Raw genomic sequence first — 14,700 nt, 5'->3', positions numbered from 1 at the left:
TTTAATGATCAGTTTAACAAAATTTAGCAATTAGATAATACGTTTTCTAGAATAACAAGACCTTCGTTTAACTCATTTTCTGTAATCACCAGTGGACTTAAAAAGCGAATAATATTCCCATCTAAACCTGCAGTAAGTAATAGAAGCCCAGCTTCATTTGCTGCTTTTGCAATTTTTGTAGTAAGATCTTTATTCGGTGTTTTTAATTTTTGATTAGTTACAATCTCTACTGCACACATTGCCCCTAGACGACGGAATTCTCCAATGAAGTTATACTCTAATTGCCACTTTCTCACACGGCTCTCAAGTACATCTCCAATCCATTCTGCTTTTTCACACAATTTTTCTTCTTCAATGACTTCTAATACTGCCAATGCGGCTTCACACGCAAGTGGATTTCCACAATAGGTTCCACCTAATTCACCTGGATCTGCTATATCCATTATTTCTGCCTTACCAATAACAGCACTTAGTGGCATACCACCTGCGATAGATTTAGAAGCTGTCATAAGATCAGCTGCAACTTCGAAATGCTCCATCGCAAATAATTTTCCTGTTCTTGCGAATCCGGTTTGAATTTCATCTGCCACCATCACAATGCCATATTTTGAACAAAATTCACGAACGTGTTTTACAAATGATTTTGGCGGTATTACAAATCCACCTTCTCCTTGAATCGGCTCCATGACAATACACGCTACAGTCTCTGGTGCTACAGTTGCTATAAAAAATTGATTAAACTGTGCAATAACATCTGCTTCGTATTGCTCATCAGTCATACCATCTGGCTTACGGTACATATATGGATATGGTGCTTGATATACTTCAGGTGCAAAAGGACCAAAACCAAGTTTATATGGTTTTACTTTGCTCGTCATTGTCATCGTCATTAAAGTACGTCCGTGAAATCCACGAGTAAATGTGACAACTGCTTGGCGTTTTGTATATTTCCTTGCGATTTTCACGGCATTTTCAACTGCTTCAGCACCACTGTTTAATAAAATAGCTTTTTTTTCAAAATCTCCTGGAGTTGCTTCACACAATCTTTCACAAACTTCAATGTATGACGGATACATAACGACATTGAAGCCAGGATGAATGATTTTTTCTGCTTGTTCTTGTATGGCTGCTACTACTTTTGGGTGTGAATGCCCTACGTTAATGGTTCCTATAGCTGCACCGAAGTCAATAAACTTATTACCTTCTAAATCATATAATGTAGCTCCCTTGCCTTTCACAGCAACTGCTCGATTTCCATTGCTAACGCCTTTAACAACGTATTTATCTCGCTTTTCTTGCCATTCTTTTGTGGATAGTTGCTTAATCATTATTTGATTCCTCCGTTTTTATAATAATTTTTCTACGATGTTTGTTTTTTCAATTACTGAATTAATTACGAGCTAATCATAGTAATATGTATAACTGCCTATACGCTCATTTCTACTTCCAGTATGAGAAACCTATAAACAGTTAAAAAGTACCTTCTAAAAAACGATAAAGCTAAACGGTACACTTAAAAATGAAAACCATTTTAGATGATGTCTAAAATTTATCCTTTGTGCCAAATAACGAGTTTCATTTCAGTCATCTCTTCAATTGCATATTTCAATCCTTCACGTCCTGTACCACTTTCTTTTACACCTCCATATGGCATTTGATCAACACGGAACGTAGGTACATCATTAATAACTACGCCTCCTACATGCAGATCGTCCGCTGCTTTTAGCGCGTTAACAACACTATTAGTGTAAATTCCAGCTTGCAGACCATATCGGGAATCATTCACAGCATCAATTGCTTCTTCAACCGAAGATACTTTACAAATTGAAACAATTGGAGCAAAAACTTCGTTACATGATACTTTCATGTTACTTGTTACATCTAAAATAATTGTAGGTTCAAGAATATTACCTAGCGTTTTGCCACCTGTTGCAATAGTCGCACCCTGTGCTTTTGCTTCTTCGATCCAGCTTAAAGCACGGTCCAATTCATTCGATGAAATTAGAGATGAAACATAGGTTTCAGTATCTAGAGGGTCACCTAGTTTGAGTTCGCTAGCACTTTTTGCAAACTGCGAAACAAACTCATCATAGATTTTTTCGTGTACATATATACGTTGTAAAGAGATGCAGATTTGCCCTTGGTTAGAAAATGCGCCCATTAAGCAGCGATCAATAGCCTTTGTTACATCAATATCCTCATCAATGATTAATGCCGCATTTGAACCTAGTTCAAGTGTTGTTTTCTTAAGCCCTGCTTTTGCTCGAAGTGCAATTCCAACTGAGGAACTTCCTGTAAAAGTCACCATACTAACTAGATCACTTTCTACAATGGCGTCACCTACAACTCGTCCTGGTCCTGTAACGACATTTAATACGCCATCTGGTAGACCAGCTTTTTTGAATAAATCTGCTATATAAAATGCAGAAAGTGGTGTTTGTGAAGCTGGCTTCAATACCACGGTATTCCCTGCAGCAATAGCTGGTCCCACTTTATGCGCAACTAAATTCATCGGAAAATTAAATGGAGTAATTGCACCAATAACTCCAATTGGATTTCGAATGGTGTAGCCTATTTTTCCAATACCACTAACCGCCGCATCAAAAGGAATTGTTTCTCCATGAATTCGTTTTGCTTCCTCTGATGCAAATTTGTATGTTTCAACCGTTCTTATTACTTCTGCTTTGGCGAAGATAAGTGGTTTAGCCGACTCGAGAGCAATTACTCTTGCAGCTTCTTCTAAATTTTCTTCAAGAAGTTGCGAAACTTTCTCTAAAATGGCTGCTCGTTGGTGAGCAGGTATTTTGGCCATTACTTCTTTAGAATCATAAGCAACTTGTATTGCATTCTGAGTTTGTAGTTTATTCGCAATAGCAATATCTGCAATTTTTTCTTGTGAATAAGGAGAAAGCAAATCTGAATAATTTTCTGTTTCTACATATTGTCCGTTAATCCAAATATTCTTTTTCATGTTTCCCTCCATAACTTATGAATACGTATTAATAATAAGCTTCATTTTTAATAATTGTCAAACAATTTTTATTTTTTAGCATTTTATAAATATTTAATTAACATCTAGAAAACTTATCTATATTCTCTAACGAGTTGTGCTTAATGTTGATTGCATCTTGGATCTAGTAAGTATACTTTCGATTTTTATAAAATTTTTATCAGCAAGTATCTAAACTATGTAATGATTACACTTTCATTCTAATTTCTATGAATACGTATTCAAAAAATTCGTTAATTTGCACAAAACTTCTAATCAAGTTCGATTTTATTTGCTATAATATAAAATAGTCCCTTGAAAATTCCAAAAATTATATTGTTTTGGGAGTAACAAGATTTAGTACGTCTGCCGTATTCATTGTTTATTTAATTAATTAACTATTATTTTTAAATTATATATTATATGAACTTGGAGTGATTTATTTGGTTTCTTCACACGATGTTGCGAGGCTAGCTGGCGTCTCTCAATCTACTGTTTCTCGTGTATTAAATGGATCTAAAAATATTAAGCAATCTACAGTAGAGAAAGTAGAGAGAGCCATTAAAGAATTAAACTATCATCCGAATTTGATTGCTAGAAATCTCGTAAAAAAGAAAACCAATATGATTGCGTTAATCACAGGACATACTCATGATCCTTTTTATGAAGAATCTACTCGGGGAATTGTATCGATTGCAGCAAAAAAAGGATATAACGTACTCGTATTTTTCAATAAAATAGATAACGATAAAATGCTTTATAACCAAGTATTAAGCGCTCCTGTTGATGGAATCATAATGTCTTCTATTTTAATGAATGATTCTATTTTTCCCGTTTTAGAAAGTTTGGAAGGCAAACCGTATGTGACCTTCAATCGCAAGCATTCCTGTGGGACAAACTATTTTGAGATTGATAACGTAAAAGCCGGCGAACTAATAACTAATCATATGATCGAATTAGGTCATAAAAATCTAGCGTATATAGGTGGCCCGCTACAAGCATCTACTTTTCACGGTCGTTTAGAAGGGTTTAAAAAAGAGGCTAATAGACAAAAAATAGCAGTTCGTGAGGATTGGATAAAAACCACCGATACAACTATAGAATCCATCGTCCAAGCCTGTAAGGAGTTATTTTCAGGTATTGAATTTCCAACAGCCATAGTCGCTGCGACGGATGCTATTGCATTAATTTGCTTGGATTTCCTTCTTAATAAAGGCTTTAGAATACCGGAAGATATCAGCATTGGTGCAATTGATAATATCGAGTTTTCTGCCCATGCATCTATTCAATTAACAACAGTGGGAACTCATTTAAGTCAGTCTCTAGGAAATCTGGCTATGGAACATCTAATTAATTTGATTGAAAATAAAAACAAACAATTAAATTCCGTAACAACTACAATCACACCTCATTTAATTGTTCGACGATCAACTGGAAAGCCTAGAATAAAATAGATTTTAAATTTGAAACTATTTTAACAAGTAAATTGAGACGTGAATAACTCACGTCTCCTATTTCCGCTCCAATTATTTATAGCATTATATTCACTAACAACAATCCCATCCGAAATTCTACCGAACTCGCATGACATTATTTGTCATTAACTTAAACTCTTTTCTTTATTACTCTTTTTACTATTACGATAAAACAAAAAGGATTGTCCCCTGTGCAGTACAGAGTCCAATCCTCTTTAGCAGCATAAAACTATTTGTCTAACTTTTTCGGTTCACTTTAAATGTGCTTTATTTCCACACCGTCATATATTTTTTTCGATATTTTGGATCCTCTTCAGTTTCAATCAATTCGAAAGCCTTTTGTTTAATCTCTTCATTCTTAACCGCGTCATAAAGGTTTCTCATACATTGAATGATATCGTAACGAATCAATGTATGGTTCTTCTCTTCTTTGCAATTTAAATAACGATTTTCTAGATGATCAAGCACGATTGCTCTTTGTTCTGGACTAGCTAACCCTACTCTCCATATTGATTGTAAGGTATGTCTTGCGGTAACAAATTTTGGATCATATGTAACTTGCCAAATTTCAGGAAAATCATTTAGCATTCTTTTCTCTGGATCACTGATCGCTAAATTTGAGAGAAATTGTGCAGCTCTTGACCTTTTGTGATTTCCTTTATGCGTTAGATCCGACTTTAATCGATCCCATACTTCATAGGACCAATCAACTTTTTCTTTTGTAACGGATATAATGTAGTTAAAGGCTTCGAATTGCAAATTCTTGTCTTTTGATTCAAGGTTTTCAAAATAAGTTTGTACTTGTTGATCCATTTCACGTACCTCTCCTGAGAATAGTAAATAATTCTTTTATCTAGATGATATCATTCCCTAGCATTTTCAAGCTATGATAAAAATTATCTATTGTTCAAATTTTTTTCTTACTTTTACTAATACTAAGTCTATATTTTCAAGCCCGTATACTTTAAAATCATGGCTATCATTACATTTTCAACGTTATCATAAACTTCCGACCCAAAATTGGACTGAATGTATTTTTCGTGGCAAGTCACAGCATCTGAATAACGTATTCAATTTAATTAAACGTTTGTTTAGTTTTGTAATATGAACGAGTTCGGTAAAAAGTATCGCTTATTTTTATAATTGAATTAAAATAAATGAACGAAATACGATCCCTAGTCGTATAAGAAGTAAGGAGGGATTTTTAATGAAAACAATTTTATTTGAGGAAGATAAATTAATCATTTCACTTTCTAGTCTTGAAACAATTTTAGGATTAAAACATACAATCGAGGTTCCCTACAATAATATAAAGGATGTTTCTATAGAGGATACCCATCAATTTTTATGGAAAATATATGGTACACATTTAGGCGCAAGTAAATATGGCTATTTCAAAAAAGATGGAGTGAACTATTTTGTAGCTTCAAGCACTAATAAGGGAAATTTAGTTTTAACGTTAAATAACCACAAATACGATAAAATCATTTTAGAACTAGATCACGTTGAAGATGTTTTACCGCAGATACAAAATACGTTACGTACTGATATTAAATAACTTAAATAAGACTGTCTTAAACGGACAGTCTTTTTACTAATATTTAATCAATAATTCAATGTAAAGACTTCACCGCTTCAACCGTAACTTCTTCAAATGGCCAAGCTGGAAGCATTTTTCTTAACACTTTATCTTCTCTATTTCCAAGGTCATATTCAGCTTGCATAATTGTGTGAATTTCTCTTGTTCCTTCGTAAATAACAGGTGCTTTTGAGTTTCTTAAATAGCGTTCTACTGGGAATTCGTTTGAAAATCCGTATGCACCGTGAATTTGAACTGCATCATTTGCTGCTTCATTTGCGGCATTACAAGAAATCCATTTTGCTAGTGATGTTTCTCTTGTATTTCTCTTTCCGTTATTTTTTAACCAACCAGCCTTATAAACTAATAGACGTGAGATTTCAAGGTTTGATGACATTTTAGCGATCATTTGTTGTACTAATTGATGTTTGCCAATTTCTTTACCAAATGTTTTTCGCTCATTACAGTATTTTACGCTTGCTTCAAGTGATGCCTGAATTAATCCGCAAGCACCAGCCGCAACTGTGAATCGTCCGTTATCAAGCGCAGACATTGCAATTTTAAACCCTTCACCTTCGAAACCTAGTAAGTTTTCAGCTGGAACTCTTACATCATCTAAAAATACTTCACCAGTATTCCCTGCTCTAATTCCCATTTTTCCTTTGATTGCTTTTGTGGAAACGCCTTCAAAATTCCTTTCTACGATAAAACAAGAAATTCCATGGTGCTTTAAGTCATGATTTGTTTTCGCAAAAATTAAGAAATGATCAGCTACATCACATAAAGAAATCCATGTTTTTGACCCGTTTAAGATGTAACTATCTCCATCTTTTACAGCTGTTGTTGCCATTGCTACTACATCTGATCCTGCATTTGGCTCTGTTAATCCAAACGCACCAATTTTCTTACCTTGTGCTTGAGGAACAAGATACTTTTTCTTTTGTTCTTCAGTTCCCCATTGCAGTAATGTCATACTATTTAAACCAGTATGTACTGAAACAGCAGTACGGAAAGCAGTATCTCCACGTTCTAATTCCTCACATACAATCGCTAATGTGTTATAATCCATTCCTACTCCACCGTATTGTTCTGGAATACATACACCCATTAGTTGTAAATCTGCAAGTCGTTTTAGAATATTAGCTTCAAAATGTCCTTTTTCATCCCATTCTTTTATAAAAGGGATAATTTCTCTGTCTACAAATGACCTAACTACTTTCCTTACACTAATTTGTTCCTCTGATAATGAAAAATCCATATTTATTTCCTCCTTAAATTGTTTTATTTCGTTTCATATCTTCTATTTCAATTTGAGAATACCCCAGTCTACTAATTATTTCTTCTGTATGCTCGCCATGTAGGGGCGGGTGTCTTAATACTTCAATTGGTGTTTTTGATAATTTTAACGGTGATCCGACTAATTTTAGATCCTTTATAAAAGGATGGTTTACTTCCAACACCATTTCTCTCGATTTAGCCTGATCAGACTGTAAAGCTTCACTCACATTATTTATTGGGCCATTTGGAATCCCTATTTGATCTAATAATTGTTTCCACTCATTTTTACTCTTCAACTTCAACTTATTTTGAATTAATTGCTCTATTTGTTTTCTATGCTGTAAACGGCCCGTATTTGTCTTAAATTTTTCATCCAATAAGTTTGGTTCATCAATTAGTAAAGTAAACCTTTTAAATTGTTCGTCATTCCCTACTGCTATGACTAATTCACCGTCACTTGCAGCAAAGACTTGATATGGAACGATATTTGGGTGTTGATTCCCCATTCGTTCAGGAACAATTCCACTACATAAATAATTACTAGCTACATTTACTAAAGCAGCTAGCTGAGAGTCAAACAATGAAATATCAATTTCCTGACCTTCTCCTGTACGATCTCGATTCTGAAGTGAAGCAAGAATCCCAATACATGTAAATAGACCAGTTAAAACATCCGAAATGGCTACCCCTACTTTTATTGGCTCTGCCTCTTTCTCACCAGTAATGCTCATTAATCCAGACATCGCTTGGATGATATAATCATATCCTGGTAAACTTGAATTTGGTCCTTCACTGCCAAACCCACTAATGGACGCTAGTATTATATCTTCTTTTATTTTTTTCAAATCTTCATAGCCGAAACCTAGTTTTGTCATTGTTCCAGGTTTGAAATTTTGAACAACTACATCAGCCTCTGAAACTAGCTTTTTTAAAATTTCTTTACCTTGCTCACTTTTTAAGTTTAGTGTTATGCCTTTTTTATTGCGGTTTGCACATAAATAATAAGCGCTTTCACCTACAACGAAAGGTGGCCCCCATCCCCTAGTTTCATCGCCATTATTTATACTTTCTACTTTTATAATCTCTGCTCCTAGATCCCCAAGAATCATCGTACAAAAGGGTCCGGCTAGTACTCTTGTTAAATCAATGATTTTTATTCCATGTAATGCACCTGGCAATTTTTCCACCTCTATTAATCTAGTTAATAAGCCAGTAAAACGATCAATTACAATAGTTGAATTGAATGTTTAACTGGCTTACAACTGCGCTTTGTATTAACAGTAGATTTATTAAATGTCTAACCCAATTGAAATATATTTAACTTCTAAAAATTCCTCAATTCCAAAATGACCGCCTTCTCTTCCAAGACCGCTCTCTTTATAACCCCCAAATGGAACTTGTACAGCAGAAGGTGTGCCATCGTTTAGTCCAATAATTCCGTACTCAAGTGCTTCCGTAACGCGGAAAGAACGACTTAAGTTTTCCGTATACACATATGCAGCCAGACCGTAATTTGAATTATTTGCTCTCTCAATTACTTCTTCTTCGGTTTTAAACGTAGTAATTGGTGCAAGTGGACCAAATATTTCTTCCTTCATACATGCCATTTCATCCGTAATACCCGTTAAAATAGTTGGTGCATAATAATATCCATTTTCTTCTGAAGGTTTATTCCCACTATATACGATTTTTCCACCATTATTAGTAGCGTCTTCAACTAGCGTTTTTACCTTTTCTAAAGCTGCATCATCAATTAGTGGACCCACATCAATTCCTTCTTCTAAACCGTTACCCACTTTTAATTTTTCTAGTTCTTTTGTAAATAACGCTGTAAATTCTTCGGCTACACTTTCCTGTACATAAATACGATTTGTACAAATACAAGTTTGACCTGCATTGCGGAATTTTGACTGAACTAGGCCAACTGCTGCTTTTGATAAATCAGCATCATCCATGACAATAAATGGTGCATTTCCACCAAGCTCTAGCGAAACCTTTTTGACATTCTCTGCTGCTCCTACCATTAGCTTTTTGCCAACTTCAGTAGAGCCAGTGAATGTTATCTTTGTTACTCTTGGATCTTTTAACCATACATCGCCAATTTCAGAAGACTTACCAGTAACGACATTAATTACACCTTTTGGAATTCCCGCTTCATGAGCAAGCTCCGCAAGCTTTAATGCTGTTAAAGGTGTTTGAGTAGCTGGTTTAATAACCGTTGTACAACCAGCTGCAAGTGCAGGAGCAACTTTTCTAGTAATCATAGCTGCTGGGAAATTCCATGGAGTAATTGCTGCTACAACTCCTACAGGTTCTTTCCTAATTAGAATTCGTTTATTAGGTTGTGATGCAGGAATTGTTTCTCCATATACACGTTTGCCTTCTTCTGCATACCAAGAAATAAAACCATTTGCATAAACCGTCTCACCTAACGCTTCTTTTAATGGTTTACCTTGCTCAATTGTCATTAATTTAGCAATTTCTTCTTTCTTTTCGTCAATAAGACGATACCAATTCATTAATAAATGGTATCTTTCTTCTGCTGTCTTTTTTGACCAAGTTTTAAATGCTGTATGAGCAGCATCAACAGCTAATTTAGCTTCATATGTACCACCTGTTGGAATTGCCCCTACAACTGCACCAGTTGCAGGATTTGTAACCTTCGTATAATATTCATGATCATTCCCAACCCATGTACCATCTATATACATTGGGTAGACTTCATACTTCTCTTTAATTTGGCTCATGAGTTTACCTCCAATTGTAATTCTGGTAGTAATACAGCTTCAATTGACTCCCTTAAAATATCTAGTCCTTCTTCAAGCTGTTCATCTGTAATCGTTAGTGGCATTAACAAACGAATAACATTGCCAAAGATACCTGCGCTTAACAACATTAACCCTCTATTGTTAGCTTCTTTTACAATCTTTCCAACTGTCACTTTATCTGGTGTTTTATCTTTCTTATTTGTTACAATCTCCATCGCACACATTGCGCCGATTCCACGAATATCACCTATTTGTTCAAACTGCTTAGCCCATTTGTGCATTTCCTCATTAACTTTTTCGCCTATTACAACAGCTCGCTCATTTAATCCTTCTTCCTCAATGATATCGAGTACTGCTAATGCTGCACGACATCCAAGTGGACTTCCAGAGTATGTTCCACCTATTTCTCCGGCATCAGAAGCTTCCATAATTTCTTTTCTACCGATCACACCACTAATAGGAACTCCTGCACCCATTGATTTTGAAATTGTAATTAAATCAGGCTCAACTCCAAAGTGCTCAATTGCAAAATATTTACCTGTTCTAGCAAAACCAGTTTGAATCTCATCTGCTACAAATAATATTCCATATTGCGTACAAATTTCTCTAACCCTTTTGACAAAATCTAGATCAGGAACGATAAAGCCACCTTCACCTTGGATCGGTTCCATTACGACTGCAGCAATCGTTTCTGGTGCAACCTCTGCAATCAAAAACTGTTCAAATTGTTCAATGATAAATTTACTATATTCTTTTTCATCCATTTGATCTGGACGACGGTAAACATATGGATATGGTGCTTTATATACTTCAGGAGCAAATGGTCCAAATCCATATTTGTATGGCTTAACTTTACTTGTCATCGTCATTGTCATTAATGTACGACCATGGAATCCTCTAGTAAAAGAAATGATTCCTTGACGTTTTGTATATTTTCTTGCAATTTTCACTGCATTTTCAACAGCTTCTGCGCCACTATTAAAAAATGCTACTTGTTTTTCAAAACTTCCAGGTGAAAGATCTGCTAATCTTTCTGCAAGCTGAATATAAGATTCATACATCATGACATTAAAGCCTGTGTGAATATAATCGCCGGCCTGAGCTTGAAGTGCCCTTACAACTCTCGGATGAGAATGGCCCACATTTATCGTTCCAATTGCACCTGCAAAATCAATAAACGTATTACCATCAATATCCTCAACTAGTGCACCCTTTGCTTTTTTTACAAATGCTGTACTATTATTACTAATTCCTTTTGGAACCACTTTATTTCTTCTAGCAACCAACTCTTGTGATTTTGGTCCTGGAATTGACGTTTGGATTTTAACGAATTTTCGATCTGCCATAATTGCACATCCTATCTATAACGATTTTTGTCTGTAATGAAGGCATGTCATGAATTTTAAAGTCATGACATGCCATAAGTATTAAACTTCAATAGTAGATAAAATTTCTTTAAATGCATTTACTACAGTATCAACTTCTTCATAGCTAATTTTTAAAGAAGGCTCGATACGAATTGTTTTTGAGTTAATTAATGTACCAGCAACTAGGATCCCTTTATCAAACATTCCTTTAGAAACTTCATAGCCAATTTCATCTTGATGGAACTCGATTCCAATCATTAAACCTTGACCACGAATTTCTAAAACTTTGTCTTCATGTCCTTTTGCTGCTTCTTTTAATTGATCTAAGAAGTAAGTCCCAACTACTTCTGCTCTTTCAGGTAATTTTTCTTCAAGAAGTACACTGATTGTAGCAATAGCAGCTGCACATGCTAAAGGATTTCCACCAAATGTTGTTGTATGCATAAATGGATTTGGGAACCAGCTTTTGAATACTTCTTCTTTTGCAACTACTGCTCCAGCTGGCATAACTCCGCCGCCAAATGCTTTCGCAAGACAAATAATATCTGGAACTACTTCATATAAATCAGCAGCAAACATTTTACCTGTACGTCCCATACCTGTTTGAACTTCGTCAAAAATTAATAGAGCTCCGTACTCATCACATAGTTCACGAACTTCTTTTAAGTAGTTTGGAGGAGGAAGAATAATTCCACCTTCACCTTGAATTGGCTCAAGTATAACTGCTGCAACATCTTCGCCTACTAAAGAGCAAGTTTCAAATGTTTTTCTCATCATATCAATGTCACCAAATGGAACATGACGGAATCCAGGAATTAACGGTAAAAATGGTTTACGGAACATGCCTTTTGCAGTACCAGATAAAGAACCTAAGCTTTTTCCGTGGAATGCACGTGTAGTTGAAATAAATGTACTGCGCTCACTATACATTTTTGCAAGCTTTAATGCTGCTTCTACACTTTCAGTACCACTATTTGTAAAGAATGAGTATTTTAAATCACCAGGTGTAATATCTGCTAAAATTTTAGCAAGCATTGCACGTAATGGATCTAATAAATCTTGGCTATGAAGTGCCTGTCTTTTTAACTGATCCGTAACTGCTTTGATAACTTTTGGATGACGGTGACCAACATTATAAATTCCAAATCCGCCTAAACAGTCAATATACTCTTTACCATTTACGTCTTTAAAGCATGAGCCGCTATCAGACCATTCAACAGATGCAAATTGACCGCCTTCTGTAACAGTTTTGCGGTAAGCAAGGAAACCTGGGTTTACATGCTCTCTAAAACCATCAACTGTTTCCTTTGTGATCCATGCAGCGTCTTCTTCTGTAACTGTCTCTTTTTCTATTAAACTTAAAACTTTATTAATGTACTCGGTTACATTTTTTTCTTCACTTTTTAATTCGTTTTTTAAGTTGATACTCATTTTGTTCACTCCTATAGTCATTTTATCTATTTTTTTCTTTCCCATATGTCTCTTCTTATAACTGCCTAAAATTATTCTGCAAACCATCCAATTGGTTCAACTTGTAAGTTAATGTTAATTTGTTTAATTTCTTGGAATTCTTCTAACCCAAATGTACCTAGGCTACGTCCTACACCGCTTTGTTTGTAGCCGCCCCAAGGAGCTTCATTGTATGTTGGGTGGTATGAGTTAATCCAAGTAATACCTGAACGTAGCTTTTTAATTACCCTTAAAGCTTTCGCTCCATCTTTACTAAATACTGCACCTGCTAATCCATAAACAGTTCCGTTTCCTAGTTTTAATGCTTCTTCTTCAGTTTTAAACTTTTGAATACATACTACAGGGCCAAAAATTTCTTCTTGAACGATGCGCATATTTTGTTCAACATCTACAAAAACAGTTGGTTCAACAAAGTAACCTTTTTCTAAACCATCTTTTTCGATACGATTTCCACCACAAGCAACTCTTGCGCCTTCTTCTTTACCAATTTGTATATAACTTAAAACTTTTTCTAAATGCTCTTTACTTACAAGTGGACCCATTTCTGTTTCAGGTGCATCTCCAGGACCAACTTTAATTTTCCCGGCACGCTCTACAAATCGCTCAACAAAGCGATCATAAATTGATTCTTCAACTAAAATTCTTGATCCAGATGAACAAACTTGGCCTGAACCTGCATAAATTCCAAATAGAGCATAATCTACAGCCGTTTCAAAATCTGCATCTGCAAAAATGATATTCGGAGATTTCCCGCCAAGCTCAAGCGATACCTTTTTCATCGTATCAGCCGCTGTTTTCATGATCTGTTTACCTGTTTTTGTTCCACCTGTGAATGAGACCATATCTACATCAGGATTTGAAGCGATTTCATTTCCAACTACTGGACCTGCACCCATCACCATATTTGCTACACCGTGTGGAAGACCAACCTCTTCAAAAATCTCAAATAATTTCTTCGGAGTGACTGGTGTAACTTCTGAAGGTTTGTAAACAATTGTATTACCTGCCGCTAGTGCTGGTGCAATCTTCCAAACACTCATTAATAATGGATAGTTCCAAGGAACAATTAATCCACATACTCCAATTGGTTCACGAACAACCATCGCTTGCATAGGATCTGCTACATGATAAGTAAACCCATCTGGCTTTGTAATTAATCCTGCATAATAACGAAAGCACGCTGCTGCATCCGCTACATCGAAGCCAGCTTCACGATTCGGTTTTCCATTATCTAACGTTTCAAGTTTAGTTAATTCTTCTTGGTACTCTTCTATTTTGTCCGCGATTTTAAATAAGTAAGTTGCTCTTTCTTGAGCAGATAAATCAGACCATCTTCCATCATTGAATGCTTTACGAGCAACATCAATTGCTTCTTTCGCATCTTCAACCGTTCCTTCAGGAGCATATGCAATGATTTCTCCATTTGCTGGGTTAATAACAGGGCGTTTCTCATGATTGCTAGAATCTTTCCATTCGCCATTAATAAACATCTTTAAATCAATTGTTTTAAATTGAACATCGAACATTGTATATAAACCCTCCTTAATTACTTAACAACTTATTAGATTGCAAGAACTGTGCCAACTTTAATACACCTAATTTATAAGGGTTTTACTGAATACTCTGTACAATTATTATTCATTTTTGCATAACACTATTACACTTTGCATAATCTTTGAAACTCGTAAAAATTCTGCGATAATAAAACGTTTTTAAAACTATTTCTGCAATACGACATATTAAGAAAATTCAATGCATAGGCTAGAACACCATG

The 14,700-nt window shown here is 35.3% G+C and carries 11 protein-coding genes; 2 read left to right on the top strand and 9 right to left on the bottom strand.

Translation table 11 applies throughout. The features are described 5' to 3' along the window. Window positions 1-23: 23 nt before the first annotated feature. Both gabT (CN514_RS02705) and CN514_RS02700 read right to left on the bottom strand, forming a co-directional pair. On the bottom strand, window positions 24-1,328 hold the full coding sequence (gene gabT, locus CN514_RS02705) for a 4-aminobutyrate--2-oxoglutarate transaminase (RefSeq protein WP_098231264.1): 1,305 nt from the start codon (window positions 1,326-1,328) through the stop codon (window positions 24-26). Between the two features lie 221 nt (window positions 1,329-1,549). Continuing rightward, window positions 1,550-2,971 (bottom strand): aldehyde dehydrogenase family protein, encoded by a 1,422-nt coding sequence (locus CN514_RS02700; RefSeq protein WP_098231263.1) that lies wholly within the window; start codon window positions 2,969-2,971, stop codon window positions 1,550-1,552. Between the two features lie 461 nt (window positions 2,972-3,432). Here CN514_RS02700 and CN514_RS02695 point away from each other — a divergent pair, with 461 nt between their 5' ends. Next, window positions 3,433-4,443, top strand: a complete 1,011-nt coding sequence (locus tag CN514_RS02695) for a LacI family DNA-binding transcriptional regulator (RefSeq protein WP_141529286.1) — start codon at window positions 3,433-3,435, stop codon at window positions 4,441-4,443. A 288-nt stretch (window positions 4,444-4,731) separates the two neighbouring features. Here the strand turns inward: CN514_RS02695 and CN514_RS02690 are convergent, their stop codons facing one another. Continuing rightward, window positions 4,732-5,277 carry a hypothetical protein gene (locus CN514_RS02690; RefSeq protein WP_098231261.1) on the bottom strand — a complete coding sequence of 182 codons (546 nt, stop codon included), beginning with the start codon at window positions 5,275-5,277 and terminating at the stop codon, window positions 4,732-4,734. A gap of 394 nt (window positions 5,278-5,671) precedes the next feature. On the opposite strand from CN514_RS02690, the gene CN514_RS02685 reads away from it, so the two are divergent. After that, a complete protein-coding gene (locus CN514_RS02685) occupies window positions 5,672-6,022 on the top strand; it encodes a PH domain-containing protein (protein ID WP_098231260.1) in 351 nt (116 codons plus the stop codon). Window positions 6,023-6,077: 55 nt separating this feature from the next. On the opposite strand, the gene CN514_RS02680 is transcribed toward CN514_RS02685, so the two are convergent. From CN514_RS02680 to CN514_RS02655, 6 genes are all read right to left on the bottom strand, one after another. After that, window positions 6,078-7,301, bottom strand: coding sequence for an acyl-CoA dehydrogenase family protein (locus CN514_RS02680; protein WP_098231259.1), 1,224 nt, complete (start codon window positions 7,299-7,301; stop codon window positions 6,078-6,080). Between the two features lie 13 nt (window positions 7,302-7,314). Beyond that, on the bottom strand, window positions 7,315-8,499 hold the full coding sequence (locus tag CN514_RS02675) for a CaiB/BaiF CoA transferase family protein (protein WP_098231258.1): 1,185 nt from the start codon (window positions 8,497-8,499) through the stop codon (window positions 7,315-7,317). A 111-nt stretch (window positions 8,500-8,610) separates the two neighbouring features. Then, window positions 8,611-10,032, bottom strand: coding sequence for an NAD-dependent succinate-semialdehyde dehydrogenase (locus CN514_RS02670; protein WP_098231283.1), 1,422 nt, complete (start codon window positions 10,030-10,032; stop codon window positions 8,611-8,613). A 32-nt stretch (window positions 10,033-10,064) separates the two neighbouring features. Next, a complete protein-coding gene (gene gabT, locus CN514_RS02665; RefSeq protein ID WP_098231257.1) occupies window positions 10,065-11,435 on the bottom strand; it encodes a 4-aminobutyrate--2-oxoglutarate transaminase in 1,371 nt (456 codons plus the stop codon). 81 nt (window positions 11,436-11,516) lie between these two features. Beyond that, entirely contained in the window at window positions 11,517-12,887 is a 1,371-nt protein-coding gene (locus tag CN514_RS02660) for a putrescine aminotransferase (protein WP_098231256.1), read from the bottom strand. Between the two features lie 71 nt (window positions 12,888-12,958). After that, window positions 12,959-14,452 carry an aldehyde dehydrogenase family protein gene (locus CN514_RS02655; RefSeq protein ID WP_098231255.1) on the bottom strand — a complete coding sequence of 498 codons (1,494 nt, stop codon included), beginning with the start codon at window positions 14,450-14,452 and terminating at the stop codon, window positions 12,959-12,961. Between the last annotated feature and the right edge of the window lie 248 nt (window positions 14,453-14,700).

The sequence above is a fragment of the Bacillus sp. AFS001701 genome, from assembly GCF_002559405.1.
Lineage (GTDB): Bacteria > Bacillota > Bacilli > Bacillales > Bacillaceae_G > Gottfriedia.
This window is presented reverse-complemented; position numbering and strand designations above follow the sequence as displayed.

Bases quoted from the DNA above. Each gene is read 5' to 3' on its own strand.
- gabT (WP_098231264.1), bottom strand. From the start codon at position 1,328: ATGATTAAGCAACTATCCACAAAAGAATGGCAAGAAAAGCGAGATAAA.
- CN514_RS02700 (WP_098231263.1), bottom strand. From the start codon at position 2,971: ATGAAAAAGAATATTTGGATTAACGGACAATATGTAGAAACAGAAAAT.
- CN514_RS02690 (WP_098231261.1), bottom strand. From the start codon at position 5,277: ATGGATCAACAAGTACAAACTTATTTTGAAAACCTTGAATCAAAAGAC.
- CN514_RS02685 (WP_098231260.1), top strand. From the start codon at position 5,672: ATGAAAACAATTTTATTTGAGGAAGATAAATTAATCATTTCACTTTCT.
- CN514_RS02680 (WP_098231259.1), bottom strand. From the start codon at position 7,301: ATGGATTTTTCATTATCAGAGGAACAAATTAGTGTAAGGAAAGTAGTT.
- CN514_RS02670 (WP_098231283.1), bottom strand. From the start codon at position 10,032: ATGTATATAGATGGTACATGGGTTGGGAATGATCATGAATATTATACG.
- gabT (WP_098231257.1), bottom strand. From the start codon at position 11,435: ATGGCAGATCGAAAATTCGTTAAAATCCAAACGTCAATTCCAGGACCA.
- CN514_RS02660 (WP_098231256.1), bottom strand. From the start codon at position 12,887: ATGAGTATCAACTTAAAAAACGAATTAAAAAGTGAAGAAAAAAATGTA.
- CN514_RS02655 (WP_098231255.1), bottom strand. From the start codon at position 14,452: ATGTTCGATGTTCAATTTAAAACAATTGATTTAAAGATGTTTATTAAT.